We start from the raw sequence: 16,408 nt of genomic DNA, 5'->3' as shown, positions 1-16,408 counted from the left end.
TTGAAAGATAATAGAAAGGGCGGAAATTTATTTCCGCCCTTTTGTTGTTATTTGAATGTCTTTTGAACATAGTCGTAGCTCTTCTTGATGCTAGCGTATTTATCAGGTGAATAGATTTCATCCTGTTCTACGAAGGCATATTTCAATCCACTTTCGCTGGCGAACTGTGAAATAGAAATAAAGTCAATGCTACCGGAACCCACTTCGGCATACTTGATGCTTTTCATGGTTTCCATCAGGTCTAGGCTATCCCTTTTACCGGTCTTAGGATCAATTTTATTGATATCTAAAGGAGTGGAGAAAGCTCTATCCATGTCCTTGATATGCCATAATGGGAAACGCCCTGGATGTTTAGAGAAATAGGACTGTGGTGTAACACCAGCTTTGGTGATCCAGTACATATCCAATTCAAAATCCACGAGATCTTTCTCAGTGAATGCCAATAGGACATCTAGGCCGTTTGTTCCATTTCCGAATTCCTTAAATTCCCAGAAGTGGTTGTGATAGCCCATTTTGATACCTGCTTTTTTGGACATTTCGCCGGCTTTGTTCAGCTGTTCGGCCATGTACTGATAGTCAGATTGATTGAGTTGATTCAATTTGTGCATCGGCGGGACAGGAGCAATGATATATTCCTGGCCAAGGTTATGCGCAATTTCGATGTATTTCTCGATGTTTTCCTTGTCTGTACTATCTTTATCTAGGTATTTTCCTAGATCATAGTGTCCACTGTGTGTTTTTAGGTTATTGTCGTTCAGGATCTTTTTGAGCTCATCGACGGAAATTCCCCAGAATGCACCATTGTGCGGATCAGCGCCATAGGTTTCGACATGGGTATAGCCGACCTTAGCAACCGATTTTAAAACTTCTTGAGGGTTTTGTGCGAGAAGTTCGCGAAGAGTGAATAACTGTAAACCAATGTTTTTAAGTGGAGAGCCTGATTTTTTGTTCAAGCTATCACAAGAAATCAAATGAGGAGCAACAAGACCACCAACTAATCCCATGCTCGCAAGCTTTAGGAAACTTCTTCTTGATTGTGTCATGCAGAATGTTTTTATTAATTGAATATAGGTAAATTTTTAATAAAAAAAGGATTCTTAATTTTAAGAATCCTTTATAGAATATTCTTTTAAAAGATCGACTTAGATCGTCATGATATCTTTTTCTTTCAATTCGGCTAACTGGTCAACTTTTGCGATATACGTATCGGTCAATTTTTGTACTTCAGCTTCACCTACCTTGATTTCATCTTCAGAAGCACCGTCGTTTTTCAATTTCTTGATTTGCTCGTTGGAATCCTTACGGATGTTACGGATAGCAACACGACCTTTTTCAGTTTCTTCTTTAACTTTTTTCACTAAATCACGACGACGTTCTTCAGTAAGGGGAGGAACCGCTAAGCGGATGATTGAACCGTCATTTTGTGGGTTCAAACCTATGTTAGAGTCCATGATAGCCTTCTCGATAGTTGAAAGAAGGTTTTTTTCCCATGGTTGTACAACGATGGTTCTTGCATCTGGTGTGTTTATGTTGCTGACTTGCGATAAAGGCGTTGGCGTGCCGTAGTAATCAACATAAATTCCATCAAGCATACCAGGACTAGCTTTACCTGCACGAATCTTGGTTAATTCAGATTCAGTATGAGCTACAGCTTTCGTCATACCATCTTTGCAGTCGTCCAGTTGAAGTGAAATTAATTCGTTCATATCTTGATTATTATTTGCTTTTAATTATTAACTAACCACAGTTCCAACATGTTCACCGTTGGCAAGTTTCATGAGGTTGCCTGGTTTGTTCATGTCGAAAACGATAATAGGTAGGTTGTTTTCTTGGCAAAGCGTAAATGCCGTCATATCCATTACATTCAATCCTTTTTCGTAGACATCAGTAAAGGAGATATGGTCGAATTTCTTCGCCGTAGGATCTTTCTCAGGGTCTGCAGTATAGATACCGTCTACACGAGTACCTTTAAGTACAGCGTCAGCATTGATTTCAATAGCACGTAAAGATGCCGCAGTATCGGTAGTGAAGTATGGGTTACCCGTACCAGCACCGAAGATAACGATACGACCTTTTTCCAAGTGACGTACAGCACGTCTGCGGATAAATGGTTCACAGATCTGTTCCATTTTGATCGCTGTCAATAGACGAGTTTTCATGCCTTCTTTTTCAAGGGCATCTTGTAATGCCATTGAATTGATCACGGTAGCTAACATTCCCATGTAATCTGCCTGTACACGGTCCATACCAGCTTTTTCAGCGCTAAGGCCACGATAGATGTTTCCTCCACCGATGACGATGGCGATTTCCATGCCTAAGCTATGAAGTTCCTGAATGTCTTGTGCGTATTGTTGAACACGATTAATGTCGATACCGTAGCTTTGCTCGCCCATTAAAGCTTCGCCACTAAGTTTAAGTAGGATGCGTTTGTATTTCATATTTGACTTTTTGGAGTAGTTCCAAAAGCCAAAGATATGACTTTTTGCTTGCGATTAATTAGATTTATTTCCTTTTTTTACCTTTTCGATGACCTGTGAATAAAATTCTTCGTAAATAGGGACGATTTTGCTGAGTTCAAAGTCCTTTGCTCGCTGTAGGGCATTCTCTTTAAATTCATTCAGACGTTGGCAGTCTTCCAAGATATAGATGGAGTTTTTAGCCATATCGTCAATATCACCGACGTCACTCAGGAACCCACTGAAACCCTCTTTGTTCAGTTCCGGTAATCCGCCTGTATTGGAGGAAACGACTGGAACCTTGCAGGCCATGGCTTCCAATGCTGCCAAACCAAAGCTCTCTGAACCTGAAGGCATCAAGAATAGGTCGGCAATGGAAAGGATCTCTTCGATAGCGTCTTGCTTGCCCAGAAAACGGATGCAATCCGTAATGTCTAATTCCCTTGCTAATTCTTCGGCATTTCTACGTTCTGGACCATCACCTACCATCAAAAGTTTACTAGGGACCTTTTGGGTTACTTTATGGAATATACGTACAACATCTTCAACGCGTTTTACTTTCCTGAAATTGGAGGTATGGACAATGATGCGTTCCTGGTTTGGTGCAATTGCTTTTTTAAAATGTTCGTGGTTCTTATTATGGAATCTTTGCAGATCGATAAAGTTTGGAATGACCTTGATGTCATTTGTGATATCGAAATAATCCAAGGTTTGTTCCCTTAAATTTTCAGATACCGTAGTTACGCCATCGGATTTATTGATGGAGAAGGTAACAACTGGGCTAAAGCTCTTGTCCTTTCCGACCAAGGTGATATCTGTACCGTGGAGGGTAGTGACTACGGGTATATTGATGCCATAGGTTTCCAGAATCTGTTTTGCTAGGAAAGCCACGGAGGCATGAGGGATTGCATAATGCACATGTAAAAGATCCAAGCCTTCGAAACGAACCACATCAACCAGTTTACTGGCCAATGCTGTTTCATAAGGAGGGAAATCAAAAAGTGGATATTGGTTGATTGCTACTTCGTGATAGAATAAGTTCTCTGAGAAAAAATCTAGTCTTGCAGGTTGGCTATAGGTGATAAAATGAACCTGATGTCCGTTGTTTGCTAATGCTTTACCCAGTTCGGTTGCGACTACACCACTTCCCCCAAAAGTTGGATAACATACAATGCCTATCTTCATATTACTGTTTTTCGTTTCTTAAAGATAATAATGTCTCTATATAAGTGTTGCAAAATTTTTCACGGAAAGGGAAAAATTGTAATTTTATTACAAATGCATGTAAATAAAGAACAGTTAATACAGGAATTGGGTTTTAAAGCTTCGCGTTCCGGTGGTAAGGGTGGTCAGAACGTCAATAAGGTGTCTTCTAAAGTGATGTTGAATTGGGATGTGGAGAATTCATCGGTTTTTGATGATGATCAGAAAGCTTTGATCAGGGAGCGATTGGCGAATAGGATTTCCAAGGAGGGCTTATTGCAGCTGGACTCCAGTATTGACCGTAGCCAACTCAAGAATAAGGAATTGGTGATAGAACGTTTTTTTAATCTATTGACAGATGCATTGAAGGTAGATGCCAAACGTCTGCCAACAAGGACCCCAAAATCTGTTATCCTGAATAGATTGGACCGCAAGAAAAAACAAGCTTCGAAAAAAGCCGATCGGCAATGGAGGTTTGAGGGGTAGGGAGATAAAATGGAAGGGTTTCCCAGTAGGGTCTGGATAAGGGGATGGACAATGATTTGGTTTTGAACCAGGATTAAAGGGATGGGAGGATGGACCAAGATCTGGTTTTGAACCAGGATTAAAGGGATGAGAGGATGGACCAAGATTATGATCAAATGCCGCTGGAAAGTCCCCGATACTGTAGGGGCGGATCGAATACGCCCGCCCCATACAAACATGAATTAGTATCATTTTCTGATTAAAGAAATACCTCGATTTTCAAATTTTCATGCGTACAATTTCTACAACCCAATCCCACAGCGGGGGTGAAATATTTTTCAACAAATCTACTTGAATAAAAAACAGTTCTTTCGCTGTGCTCAAGATGACAGCGATCCTAAAAAAATCAAAAAATAGATTCTTCGTTTCACTCTGAATACCTCCTTAGTGCATTCCCAATTCTTCACTAAATGTTCACAATTTGAAGGTGCTTAGCTGACGGTATGATCTTGGTCCGTCCTCTCATCCCATTCATCCTGGTTCAAATACCTGATACATTTTCCTCAATAAATAAATGCTAATAAAATTAAACATGTTGATATACAGCTGGATAACTATTTATTTTGATGTATAACTAATTATTTAGTTGTATAACTAAAAAATTAGTTATACATTAGTTTTATAATCGATTATAGGCAATATTGTCTTTTTAAATTTTCACAGAATAATGAACGAGTTAAAAGAACTAACAAAGGCGGAGGAGCAAATCATGCACAGTCTATGGGAAATGGGGGGTGGATTTGTGAAGGATATCATTGAAGTTTTACCAGAACCGAAGCCGGCTTATAATACAGTATCAACCATTGTGCGGATTCTCGAGACCAAGGGTTTTGTGGATCATGAGTCTTTTGGGAAGAGCCATCGCTATTTTCCAAAGATTGAAAAAGAAGAGTATAAGAAATTAATAACCGGAAAACTCTTACAAGGTTATTTTGAGAATTCTGCGAGTTCAATGCTTTCTTTCTTCTTGGAGGAGAAAAAGCTGGATGTGCAGGATTTGGATGAAATCATGAAACTTATTCAGAAGCATAAGAAATAAATTTGAAGCTATGACCTATCTACTGATATCAAATCTGTCTTTAGCACTGTTTTTCCTTATCTATCGATATGGATTGAGGAAGCTGACCTTCTTTACGATGAACCGCTGGTATTTATTGTGCAGTGTCTTGCTTGCCTATATCATGCCTTTGTTTCTCTTTATTGAATTGCAGGTTCCGGAAATCATGCAGATTACATTGCCGGTGTTGGACCTGACGGGGAATGCTGTGCAGGTAAGTCCAACTTCAGCTGAAGTGCAATCTCAACAACCGGGATGGTTGGCGGATAAATGGATGCAGTTGGGCTATTGGGTTGGGGTCCTCATTGCAGCGGGGTTGTTGATATCTCGTGTTTTACAGTTAGTTGTAAGTAGGTTGTCCGTTAGGAATATACATGGAAGTTATTCATTTTTTAACATCGTTAAGTTGAATGTTAAAAACGAGGATACAAAAATGATCCGAGCGCATGAGGATATCCATGTTAAACAAGGACATAGCTATGATATTTTGTTTATGGAGATTATCCGGGTTTTCAACTGGTTTAATCCGCTATTAATCTGGATAAGGGATGAGCTGAAGTATCAGCATGAATTTATCGTTGATGAGCAATTTGCAGAAAATAAAGTTGCCTATGCGGAATTGCTGGTTGCTTATGCCATGAATGTTCATCCGAATCAACTGAGTCATGAGTTTTCCAATAATTCACTTTTAAAGGAAAGAATTAATATGATTTTTAAAGATAAATCGAATACAAGAAACAGACTGTTTTATCTATCCGTATTGCCAATTGCAGCATTAATTATGGGTTTGGTGGTGAATTGCAAATCACCCAATAAGGATAAAACGGAAAGAACAGCTGTCGTTGAGGAGAACACAAATCCTCAGATATCTGCAGATTCGAATAATAATGCTGAGATGGATCAAGGCACAGTATCAAACGAGGTGCAGGGCAGTAGTTCTGCGCAGGAAAATGACCTGAAAAAAGAGTCCGAGGTCAATGCTGCAAACAAGGCGAATCCCCATGATGAACCTGGCAAAAAAGTTACTGGCAATTTTGGGGTATTTGAATTTGACCAAGTTGAAGTAAAACCAACCTATCCAGGAGGAATTGATAAATTTAGGCAGGAAGTTGGCCAGAACTTAGAATATCCACAGGAAGCTATAGATGCAGGTATTAGAGGGAAAATAGAACTTTCATTTGTAATAGGTAAAGATGGTGAGATAAAGGATGTTAAGGTTATTAAGGATTTAAATTATGGTACAGGGCAGGCTGCAGTAAATGCTTTAAAGGGTACCAAAAAATGGAGTCCAGGAATTGCTTATGGATTTCCAGCCGAGGTAAGATATATCCTTCCCCTTAGATTAGATCTTTCTCAGATTTAAATTTGTCCTTCTAAATCTTCATTAAATAACATAAAAACAGATTTTCATTCAATTTTATGGCTTTGATTATTAGGGCTTTCATAAAGTTCCTACTAGGAATTCTTTTGCTTGTACTTTTTTCATGTAAAACACAGGAATTTACCAAGACCGGCTACTTCACGGCTGAGGTTGATAAATATTTCAATGAGAAAGAAAAATTAAATGTATGGCTCTACCGTGCTTTTCAACCAAGTGATACAGGAAACACGGGGCTGAGGAAAGATAGCTTTTATCCCCTTGATCGAAGAATGATGAAAATGGCTGGCTTAGGCAAGAAAGGAGATAAGGTCTTATTTTCGGTAGTCCCAGAAACGAAACCTGAGTATAATATGATTGCCATCAAAAATAAAAAGAGAAGGTTTGATAGGGCTGATTTTGTCAAGAAAGAATATTATAAGGCTCCTTATTATGAAAAGGATTATTCCTCGGAAGGGATGGACATTAAGCATGTCTATATTCCATATGCGGAAAAAGAGGGGTTGAGCCTATTATTTTACGCACTAAAAGTGGAAGGGCGCACAAAGGATAAGCCAGTGGATAAATTTGAATACTTGGCGAAAATCAATGCCTTGGAACTGTTTGAGCAGAAAGATTATAAAACGACTTGGCAGATATTTGATTGTGAGGAGAGAGAAAGGATGGATTGGATCCTTAGTCCAAGAACGGATTTACTAAAGGATCGTGAAACGATATATTTAAAATTATTTGACATCTACGGTCCTAATAAGACGATATCTTTTTTCAAACTGATCCAAAAGGATGATGTAAAAGAGATTCAATTGAAATTATGCCCAAATGAGTATGTGCTGGAATATCATGATGAGAAGGGCATGATATTGGATAAAAGCGGTTTTAAGGTAGTTAATTAAAAAAGGTCCTTCTGGGTAGAAGGACCTTTGTTTTTTAGGAAAGGAACAGCTTTTCAAGTTCTAGAGGAGCGACATATTTGCCATCCTTATAAACTCTCATGTTTCCTCCGGATATTTCATCGATCAGGATAATCTGATTGTTGGTTTTATCATGACCGAATTCCAATTTGATATCGTATAGTTCAAGACCTTTTTTAGCAAGTTCATCCTTAACGATGCCACAGATTTTTTTGGTCAAGTCTTTTAATTCTTGGTATTGCTGATTGTTCAGCAGACCCAACATAGCCAAAGCATCTTCAGAAATAACAGGATCACCACGTTCATCATCCTTAATGGTTACTTCGACAAAGCTATCCAAAGCTTGGCCTTCTTCGCAGTAAGCAGCATATCTTCTAAGGAAGGAACCAACTGCTCTATAACGGCAGATGACCTCCAAACCTTTACCAAATACCTTAGCATCTTTTACGATCATCTGGACTTTTTCGATATCTGAAGAGATAAAGTGAGTAGGCACACCCAGTTTATTCAATACCTCGAAGAAATAGGTAGTCATTTTAAGGCCAGATCTTCCGGCACCTTCGATCGTTAGTCCCACTGTATTAGCTCCAGGATCAAAAACGCCGTTTTCACCGGTCACATCGTCTTTGAACTGTAATAGGATTTGGTTATCGCCAAGACTGTAAACGTCTTTAGTTTTTCCTTGATAGATTTTTTCCATGATGGTTTCAGTTAATTGAGGCGAATTTATCAAAAAATGATAGAGATGCCTAAATTATCCTTAAAAAACGCTTATTTTTCCAATTTAAGAAGGCGCAATTCTCGCTGCAGTTCTTCAATTTTATCAATCAGGTTGTTGACCACTTCTATGCCCTGAACATTGAGTTCGAGTTCATAGTGCCAAGTGGAGAAACGTTCTACGTGCAGGACCTGTTCTTCTTCCAGAAACTCCTGTTCTTCTTGGATAATGATTTCAATAAGTCCATTATTATGTAGTTCCTGGATAAAGGTACGTTCGATATTATTGGTTTTGCAGATGTCGATTACTCTAAATAATGTCTTTTCCATGTCTTATTTCTTTAATGAATCCGCTAATTGTTCTACTATTTTCTTTTGCTCCTCAGTGAGGTCGGTCGGCAATTTCACCTGGATTTCTGCATATAGGTCGCCAAAGTCGCCATCTTTTTTATAGACAGGGAATCCTTTACCCTTAAGTCGGATCTTACCTCCGTTCTGGGTTCCTTCTTTAATCTTAACGTTGATTTTTCCGGTTAATGTATCGACAATGGTCTCGCCACCTAACAAGGCAGTTGGGAGGTCGACTTCAATGTTCGTATAGAGGTCGTTTCCTTTTCGAATGAACCTTGAATCAGGTCTGATGGAGAAAGTGATGAACAGGTCACCTTTAGGTCCACCATTGACACCGTCGCCACCTTGACCTTTAAGTTTAATTTTCTGTCCATCTTCCACTCCGGCAGGGACCGTGATACGGATGTTCTTGCCGTTGACCGTAAAGGTCTGTTTGTGGGTTTGAGAGGCTTGGAGCAGGGTTAGATCGACCGTAGTTTCATAGTCCTGTCCACGGTAGCTGCCCCGTTTTCCCGAAGACCTGCCACCACCAAATCTAGAACCAAATAGATCTTCGAAGAAATCAGAATATTCGCCAGTATCGTAATTGCCATTGTAATTATTGAAGTCAAAGCCTTCGAAAGGATTTTGGCCAGCTCCTGCAGAGCTTCCTCGGGATCCTCTAGAACGGGCATACTCTTGTTGGGCTTTTTCATATTCCTCGCCATGTTTCCAGTTTTCACCATATTGGTCGTATTTTTTTCTCTTCTCTGGATCGGTCAGAACCTCGTTGGCCTCGTTTATTTCCTGGAATCTTTTCTTTGCACTTTCGTCATTTGGATTTAAGTCAGGATGGTACTTTCGAGCCAGCTTTCGATAAGCCTTCTTGATATCATCTTGACTTGCGGATTTATCCAAACCTAATACACTGTAATAGTCTACAAACGCCATATTGATTATTGATTTAAAAAAAGAACAAGTAGAGTAGGGTTTTGTTTATTAATAGCCTTTCTCAAATTTACAATGTATATGTGTAAAAGTAAAGGGAGAAAAGGTAAACAAAGTAGGATGTGAAGTGTTAAAAGAGAAAAAGGAATTATTATGGATACCAATAGACTTTCAAAAGCGATGGAAACATCGTTGATTAAACAAATGACAAAAGAAAACCAAGCTTCCCAGATCTATTTGGCTTTGGGATGTTGGGCAGATACGAAAGGTTATGGCGGTGTTGCAAATTTCTTGTTTCGCCATGCTCAGGAAGAACGGAACCACATGATCAAAATCATGATGTATATTCTTGAAAGAGGGGGGACTCCAAAAGTTGAAGCCGTAGCCGAGCATACCAAACTGCCTAAATCCATGTCGGAATGTTTCAATATGGTTTTTCAGCATGAGGTAGATAATACCAATGCAATCTATGGATTGGTTAACCAGTCGATGGAGGAAAAGGATTGGGCGACATGGAACTTTGCGCAGTGGTTTGTAAAAGAGCAGACGGAAGAAGAGAAATTAGCATTATCGCTGATCGATAAATTGAAGATTGCCGGTGGAGATCGTGCTACTGACGAATCGCTGTTTGAATTGGATAAATATTTGGGAAATGCTCCTGATGATGTGCCATTGGCTAGAGAATCGACAGCAGATAATCCGGAATAACGAAATTTGGCTGACAGAGCTGAAAATGATAGGGCAGAATATTTTCTGCCCTTTTCTATTTATTGATTAACTGATTGGAATCATGCCATTCCATTCTTGTTTTCTTGTGCTGTATGGACATGCTATTGGATGCTTCGGTTCTTGCTTCATCCTTTTTCCTTTCTTCAATTTTCACAAAGGAATGGAAGTAGGGAATGAGAGCCATTAGAAACGTGCTGAGATATTTGAACAATATTTTGAATAGCATGGTTTCTTTAATTTATTTGGGTCTTCTGGAATTGTAATAATCCAAATTTCCTGAAAGGACCAAGGCTTTTACACGTTTATCTTCTGGGTATTTTCCAACGATAATATTGCTGAGCCCCTGTAGATCGGCATTCAGGGAGTCTATATGGTTATTGTTAAAAACTTCCAGCAGCCCATCATTCAAGGTAACATCAAGTTTGTTGAAGCTGAGATTATCAAAGGTTATTTTCGATTTACCTGAGATTTGCATGCTAAAAGGATTGCTGAAATTTTGGCTTTCCCTGGAATAATTTCGAATTTTTGATGAGCTATTCTTGAGAACGGTAATTTTGTTGAGGCCTTTGGCAATACTATCCGTAGGGATGATCTCGATAGATCCTTTATAATGCTCTAGGGTCAAACCGTAGGACTCCTGAGGGTTTAAGGTAAGTTCAACCCTCGAATAAACTTTCTGGCTTAGGGTGACCTGTAAGGTATCGCCAATTCTTTTATGATCAAAATTGATAACTTGATTACTTTGCTTTACGGAAATTTGTGTTGTATCAGCATATACAACTGATAGGAAGGCACCTTTATCATATCCGATAATCTTAATGTTCTTAATGCCATCTAGGGATACTTTTTCCATTTTATCTGTATTGTCGAAGTTTTTGACAAAAGCTGAAACTATATCGCGGGGTTCATGGCTTAAGGGATCTGCAAAGACAACGCCTTGCAGCGGTTTTATGACTAAGCAGACCAACCATAGAATAGCAAGGGCAGTAAACAATAATATATTTGACTTTTTCATAATTAGTTCGATTTATAGAGTTCGATTAATTCTTCTTCCGTAATCTTCAACAGTTTCGCAGTCTGGAAGAATTTGGGAGCTTCTACCTGGATGAAATTTTCCTTCTTTTCCTTGAGGATGATCTGAATGGCATTTTCAGCTACAAATAGGCCAAGTCCTCTTTTATTGAAAATAATTTCATCTTGCTGGAGCTTGTCATATGCTCTCATGACGGTATTGGGGTTTACTTCCACAGAGGAGGCAAAGTCCCGGACAGAGAGGATCTTCTCTCCGACCTGCCATTCATCTTTAAGGATTTTCTCCATGACGATGTCGATGATCTGCAGGTATATGGGTTTATCTGATTGAAACTGCATCTAGACCTCCTTTTCCTTTAAAAAATAATAAAAACCGATATAGGTAATTAAGGCAGCCACATAGGTCGGTACCCAGCTGTAGAAAGTATTATAGGATAGGTTGGAAATATTATAGGAATACCCTTCCCAAATATTTGAGCTAATAAAAACTCCTAAAGCTACTCCCGAGAGTAGAATGGCTGCTGAAATAACAAGGCTGTATTTTCTGAAATAGAGTGCAGCAAACAAAAAATAAGGGTAAAATAAGAAGAACAATAAGGCCATCGGGGCGGACAGTACCGTGAAACTTCCGGTATAGAAGATGCTATATTTTGAAATCTCTGTATAAAGCAGACCCTGACGGTCCAATGCTGCAATAACCTCGTCCCAATACTGATGTCTGAAATAGAATTCAACCAAATAATTTAGCCCCAGGATAATGAGGAAATTGTATAATAGGATCAATAGTCCTATTAACAAATAGGATATTAATTTCTGCAAGGAATTCATAGGTATGATGAAATCATAACTCTTGAAGAATACATTGGAGATAAAGGTTAGATGCAAAAACGGCAAACCTATTATTAAAGCCATACTCCACCTTATATTTTGGCTGTCAACTAAGTTGATCAACATATTGTCATTGATTTCGCTTTTTGCCAATAGGAAGTAAGTAGAAATATCATTGCTGGCAAAGATCAACCCTACTAAATAGATAATAATCGCGATGACCGGAATTGAAATCAAAAAGTATCGATGAGACGCAAAAATGCAGTTGAGGTATTGAAATACTGTCTTCATAATTCAATTGGTTTAGGGTTGTTGGTAAAAGCATTAAAGAGGAATTCAATGTCCAATTTGGATTCGGATTCTGAATGGTTATGCACTAAATAATAAGGTCCTGACAGTTCCTCTTGTACATAAAGCGCCTGTTCAGCATCTGCAGTTGATTTGCTGACCTTGAGTTTTTTGGATAATTGATAGATGTTTTCATCTAAAACCAAGCTGCCACTTTTCATGATCATTAAATGATCAAATAATACATCTACATCGCGGATTTGATGGGTTGCAATCAGGAAGATTCGGTCCTCATTGATAAATTTGCTGAGCAATTTTCTGAAGACTGCCTTAGAAGGGATATCCAATCCATTGGTCGGTTCGTCCATCAACAGGACTGAACTGTTGCAGGCTAATGCAAAAGAAAGATGGACCTTTCGGTGCTGTCCTAATGAAAGTGCTCTAAGCCTATTGCTGATCGGGATATTAAACTCCTTGATACAGTCCAAATACTGTTGATGGTCGTACTTGCTGTAGAACGCACCATACAGTTTTCCGAATTGTTCGATCCCAAGATCAGGTAATTTGCTGTAATCTGGGAGAAAATAAACCTCATTGAAATATTCGGTGATCCGTTCTGAACTGAAATGTCCTTTGAATTCGATGCTTCCATCCTTTGGTATCAACATGCCGACGATAAGCTTCAATAAAGTGGTCTTGCCTTCGCCGTTTAAACCCAATAAGCCATATATGCTTCCGGGTTTTAAAATTGTGTTGATATTCCAAAGAATATTCTTGTTCGGTTTATAATAATACGATAATGATTTAATGGTTAACATAGCGTATTGTTTTAGTGTATTAATGTGGTAGTACACTACAAATATACAATCGTATTGATGATCTGCAAGAAAAAAGTGAAAATATTTTGAGTGATAAGGTTTTAGCGTAGAGGGGATTGCAGAAAAAATGGGCAGAATTCTCATTCTGCCCATTTTAATATTGTTTGCTCAAATTGCTTATTGTGCTGGAGCTGGCGTTTTATCTACGACTAATTTTTTGTCGCGGTTAGCGATTTCCCAAGCTGTATGGAAAACTAGTTTTTCGCGTTTAGCCATCATAGGGAAGTCGATTTTATCCACGGTATCATTTGGTGTATGATAGTCTGGGTGTAATCCTGAGAAGAAGAAAATCACTGGAATACCATGTTTGGCCAAGTTGTATTGGTCAGAACGGTAATAGATGCGCATAGGATCCTTAGGATCATCATACATGTAATCTAATTCCATTTGCGTGTAGTCTTTATTGGCTTTCTCATTGATGGCCTTCAATTCCGAACTCAACATATCTGATCCAATAGCATGGATGTAATTGTGGTTTCCGTTCAAGTGCTTATCATCAATACGACCGATCATATCCATATTCAAACAGGTTACTGTGTTGCTCAATGGGAAGATCGGGTGCTGAGAGTAATAATTTGATCCTAATAGACCTTTCTCCTCCGCAGCAAATGCCATGAACAGGATAGTCCTTCTAGGACCTTTGCCATCTTTTTTTGCTGCTGCGAAAGCTCTAGCCAATTCCATAACACCTACAGTCCCTGAACCGTTGTCATCTGCACCTGGGAAGAATGTGCCATCAGGAAGGATTCCGTCATGGTCATAGTGTCCAGAGATAATCACAACTTCATCTTTAAGGTCAGTTCCTTCGATTAAACCTAGTACGTTAGGGTCATGGAATTCCTCTTTCTTAACGCCCATGGTAGCATCTACTGATGCTTTAACATCAAATGAATTTGCTTTTCCTGTATTATTGATCGCTTCTTTGACTTTTTCTACAGTAGTGTTTTTAGCTGCTAAGATTTGATTGGCAGTTTCCACAGTAATGTTTGCTACTGGGATATCCATGCTAGGTTGGTTGGTCTGGGTTTCATTAGATTTTAATGAAAAGCGACCTCCTGTCAAACGGTTTCCAAAACGGCTGATCATTTCTGCATTCTGAGAACTAACTGCCAAGATCATCTGTGGCTTAAGTTTGCTCAGCTCCTGGATTCTTTTGAAGCGGCTTGTTGACCAATCAGAAGGTGTGGAAGTTCCAGAAATCAAAGAATTGCCGTCTTTGGTCGGTTCTCCTTCGTTGATGACCAATACCACTTTACCTGCAATATCCAAACCTTTAAGGTCATTGTATTTATCAGATTGGATACCGTAGCCTACGAAAACGATATCAGAAGCCTTGAAGTCTCTACTGTTGTTGTTGCCTTGGATAAATAGGTCCTTTCCATTTTCCAATGCTTTGTTGTTGATGCTGAATTTATCAACGATATAGGATGTTCTTTCCAATGCTACAGGTTGGAAATAAGAACCATTTACTGCTGGTGTTAAGCCTAATTCTTTGAATACATTTGCAATGTATTCAACAGTTTTTTTACCGCCTTCTTGCCCAGTTCCACGTCCTTCAAACTCGCGGGAAGCAAGAATGGTCAGGTGTTTTTTTGCCGACTCTTCGGTTAAGAGATCAGCATATTTCTTTTGATTTGCTTGTTGAGCTACCGAACAGCTGAAAAGCGATGGTATCAAAAAAGAAAGAATAAGTAATTTTTTCATTATCGATTTTAAATTGGTTATGCACAAGAAATTTTGTTCACACGGTTAGCATGACGGCCACCTTCGAAGTCTGTTGTCAAGAAGGTGCGAACAATACGTTTTGCTAGGTCAAGATCAATAAAACGAGCTGGAATACAAACGATATTTGCATCATTGTGTTGACGAGCTAGGGCTGAAATTTCCTCCAACCAGCAAATTGCAGCACGAATGCCTTGATGTTTGTTAGCTGTAATGGCAACTCCGTTTGCACTGCCACAGATCAAGATGCCTAACTCATTTTCTTTGCTCTCTACACTTGAAGATACAGGATGTGCAAAATCTGGATAGTCCACAGAATCTGCAGTAGCAGGACCGAAATCCTGAACAGTATAACCTAATTCATTTAAGAATGTGATTAATGCTGTTTTATATTCAAACCCAGCGTGATCACTGCCAATTGCGATTTTTTTAGACATGATGTATTATTTTGTATTATAAAATTCTTTTTCTGCAAGTTCCTTCGCTTTTTTAACATTCGCCGAAACCATGATGCTCAATTCGTATAAGATAAACATTGGAGCACTTACCGTCAATAACGTGATAACATCCGCTGTAGGGGTGATGATAGCTGCAATGACCAAGATGATCACAATGGCATATCTACGGCTAGCACGCATAAACTCAGGGGTCATGATTCCTATCTTAGATAGGATAAAGATCAGGATAGGAAGCAAGAAGATGATTCCACAACCTAGTGTTAAAGTCGCAATGGTCGATAGATAAGAGTCTATTGTAATCTGGTTCGTGATTTCATCACTTAATGATACGTTTGCAAGGAAGTTAACCGACAAAGGAACCACGATATAATAGCCGAATAACGCGCCTATCACGAAGAGCACTGTGGCGTAGAACACAAAACCTCTAGCCGATTTTCTTTCAACATCGGTCAAAGCTGGTTTAATGAATAACCAGATTTCGAATAGGAGGTAAGGGAAACCCAATGCAACAGCCATCAATAGACAGGAGTTGATCTGAAGCATAAACTGACCCGCCAATTCCGTATTGATGATATTGAATGGAATCTTCTCTACACAGAAACCTTCCAGGTTCAAGGCCGCCCCAACCTTACACATCATTCTATAGGTCCAGAAGTCCAAGTTCTTCGGCCCCATGATGATCTGGTTGAAAACAAAATCGTAAAATGTAAATGAAAGGATCGCAAATACGGTAATAGCAATTACAGAACGGATGATGTGCCACCTTAGGATTTCCAAATGATCGAAGAAGGACATTTCAGCCTCGATGTTCTTTCCTTTATTCTTGATTGCCTCTATGAGTTTGATATTCTTGGACATGTAGTTTTAATGCGGTGATCTAATCGTAAGAAAACAAAAATACCATTCTTCTCTCGAAGAATGGCATGTTTTGTATATGTAAAGTAAATT

Annotated in this window: 20 protein-coding genes; 5 read left to right on the top strand and 15 right to left on the bottom strand. The window is 39.0% G+C overall.

Features of this window, described 5'->3' with window-relative positions:
* Positions 1-47: 47 nt before the first annotated feature.
* From ACWICE_RS01105 to bshA, 4 genes are all read right to left on the bottom strand, one after another.
* Positions 48-1,043 (bottom strand): sugar phosphate isomerase/epimerase family protein, encoded by a 996-nt coding sequence (locus ACWICE_RS01105; protein WP_185215974.1) that lies wholly within the window; start codon positions 1,041-1,043, stop codon positions 48-50.
* Between the two features lie 99 nt (positions 1,044-1,142).
* Positions 1,143-1,706: a ribosome recycling factor gene (gene frr / locus ACWICE_RS01100; protein ID WP_093100755.1), complete on the bottom strand. Its 564-nt coding sequence runs from the start codon at positions 1,704-1,706 to the stop codon at positions 1,143-1,145.
* A gap of 27 nt (positions 1,707-1,733) precedes the next feature.
* Positions 1,734-2,438 (bottom strand): UMP kinase, encoded by a 705-nt coding sequence (pyrH, locus tag ACWICE_RS01095; protein WP_185211124.1) that lies wholly within the window; start codon positions 2,436-2,438, stop codon positions 1,734-1,736.
* A gap of 54 nt (positions 2,439-2,492) precedes the next feature.
* Positions 2,493-3,641, bottom strand: coding sequence for an N-acetyl-alpha-D-glucosaminyl L-malate synthase BshA (bshA, locus tag ACWICE_RS01090; protein WP_185211122.1), 1,149 nt, complete (start codon positions 3,639-3,641; stop codon positions 2,493-2,495).
* Positions 3,642-3,734: 93 nt separating this feature from the next.
* On the opposite strand from bshA, the gene arfB reads away from it, so the two are divergent.
* The 4 genes from arfB (at position 3,735) to ACWICE_RS01070 (ending at position 7,512) form a co-directional block, all read left to right on the top strand.
* Complete coding sequence (arfB, locus tag ACWICE_RS01085; RefSeq protein WP_454297452.1) at positions 3,735-4,145, top strand: alternative ribosome rescue aminoacyl-tRNA hydrolase ArfB; 411 nt, start codon at positions 3,735-3,737, stop codon at positions 4,143-4,145.
* A 706-nt stretch (positions 4,146-4,851) separates the two neighbouring features.
* The gene (locus ACWICE_RS01080; protein WP_185211117.1) at positions 4,852-5,223 is read left to right on the top strand and encodes a BlaI/MecI/CopY family transcriptional regulator; all 372 of its coding nucleotides are present in this window, start codon (positions 4,852-4,854) and stop codon (positions 5,221-5,223) included.
* A gap of 10 nt (positions 5,224-5,233) precedes the next feature.
* On the top strand, positions 5,234-6,604 hold the full coding sequence (locus ACWICE_RS01075) for an energy transducer TonB (RefSeq protein ID WP_454297451.1): 1,371 nt from the start codon (positions 5,234-5,236) through the stop codon (positions 6,602-6,604).
* A 104-nt stretch (positions 6,605-6,708) separates the two neighbouring features.
* Positions 6,709-7,512 carry a hypothetical protein gene (locus ACWICE_RS01070; protein WP_454297450.1) on the top strand — a complete coding sequence of 268 codons (804 nt, stop codon included), beginning with the start codon at positions 6,709-6,711 and terminating at the stop codon, positions 7,510-7,512.
* A gap of 34 nt (positions 7,513-7,546) precedes the next feature.
* Here ACWICE_RS01070 and ACWICE_RS01065 read toward each other — a convergent pair whose 3' ends face one another.
* The 3 genes from ACWICE_RS01065 to ACWICE_RS01055 form a co-directional block, all read right to left on the bottom strand.
* Positions 7,547-8,230 carry a phosphoribosylaminoimidazolesuccinocarboxamide synthase gene (locus tag ACWICE_RS01065; RefSeq protein WP_185211111.1) on the bottom strand — a complete coding sequence of 228 codons (684 nt, stop codon included), beginning with the start codon at positions 8,228-8,230 and terminating at the stop codon, positions 7,547-7,549.
* A gap of 71 nt (positions 8,231-8,301) precedes the next feature.
* Positions 8,302-8,577 carry a chaperone modulator CbpM gene (locus tag ACWICE_RS01060; RefSeq protein WP_093100743.1) on the bottom strand — a complete coding sequence of 92 codons (276 nt, stop codon included), beginning with the start codon at positions 8,575-8,577 and terminating at the stop codon, positions 8,302-8,304.
* A gap of 3 nt (positions 8,578-8,580) precedes the next feature.
* Positions 8,581-9,528, bottom strand: a complete 948-nt coding sequence (locus ACWICE_RS01055; protein WP_185211109.1) for a DnaJ C-terminal domain-containing protein — start codon at positions 9,526-9,528, stop codon at positions 8,581-8,583.
* 150 nt (positions 9,529-9,678) lie between these two features.
* On the opposite strand from ACWICE_RS01055, the gene ACWICE_RS01050 reads away from it, so the two are divergent.
* Positions 9,679-10,233 carry a ferritin gene (locus tag ACWICE_RS01050; RefSeq protein WP_185211107.1) on the top strand — a complete coding sequence of 185 codons (555 nt, stop codon included), beginning with the start codon at positions 9,679-9,681 and terminating at the stop codon, positions 10,231-10,233.
* A 55-nt stretch (positions 10,234-10,288) separates the two neighbouring features.
* Here ACWICE_RS01050 and ACWICE_RS01045 read toward each other — a convergent pair whose 3' ends face one another.
* The 8 genes from ACWICE_RS01045 to tatC all read right to left on the bottom strand — a co-directional run bounded on the left by ACWICE_RS01045 (position 10,289) and on the right by tatC (position 16,318).
* The gene (locus ACWICE_RS01045) at positions 10,289-10,480 is read right to left on the bottom strand and encodes a hypothetical protein (RefSeq protein WP_454297449.1); all 192 of its coding nucleotides are present in this window, start codon (positions 10,478-10,480) and stop codon (positions 10,289-10,291) included.
* Between the two features lie 12 nt (positions 10,481-10,492).
* Positions 10,493-11,269, bottom strand: a complete 777-nt coding sequence (locus ACWICE_RS01040) for a hypothetical protein (protein WP_454297448.1) — start codon at positions 11,267-11,269, stop codon at positions 10,493-10,495.
* A 2-nt stretch (positions 11,270-11,271) separates the two neighbouring features.
* Positions 11,272-11,625, bottom strand: a complete 354-nt coding sequence (locus ACWICE_RS01035) for a GntR family transcriptional regulator (protein WP_185215980.1) — start codon at positions 11,623-11,625, stop codon at positions 11,272-11,274.
* The gene (locus ACWICE_RS01030) at positions 11,626-12,405 is read right to left on the bottom strand and encodes a hypothetical protein (RefSeq protein WP_454297447.1); all 780 of its coding nucleotides are present in this window, start codon (positions 12,403-12,405) and stop codon (positions 11,626-11,628) included.
* Positions 12,402-13,220, bottom strand: a complete 819-nt coding sequence (locus ACWICE_RS01025) for an ATP-binding cassette domain-containing protein (RefSeq protein WP_454297446.1) — start codon at positions 13,218-13,220, stop codon at positions 12,402-12,404. The genes ACWICE_RS01030 and ACWICE_RS01025 overlap by 4 nt, the downstream gene beginning before the upstream one ends.
* Before the next feature lie 177 nt (positions 13,221-13,397).
* Complete coding sequence (locus ACWICE_RS01020; protein ID WP_454297445.1) at positions 13,398-14,984, bottom strand: M28 family peptidase; 1,587 nt, start codon at positions 14,982-14,984, stop codon at positions 13,398-13,400.
* Between the two features lie 17 nt (positions 14,985-15,001).
* Positions 15,002-15,439 carry a ribose 5-phosphate isomerase B gene (rpiB, locus tag ACWICE_RS01015; protein ID WP_185211093.1) on the bottom strand — a complete coding sequence of 146 codons (438 nt, stop codon included), beginning with the start codon at positions 15,437-15,439 and terminating at the stop codon, positions 15,002-15,004.
* A gap of 6 nt (positions 15,440-15,445) precedes the next feature.
* A complete protein-coding gene (gene tatC / locus ACWICE_RS01010; protein WP_185211091.1) occupies positions 15,446-16,318 on the bottom strand; it encodes a twin-arginine translocase subunit TatC in 873 nt (290 codons plus the stop codon).
* Positions 16,319-16,408 lie beyond the last annotated feature (90 nt).

The sequence above is a fragment of the Sphingobacterium sp. NPDC055346 genome (assembly GCF_053645235.1).
Note: the sequence above shows the minus strand (reverse complement) of the source record. Positions and strands in the feature narration are given on the sequence as shown.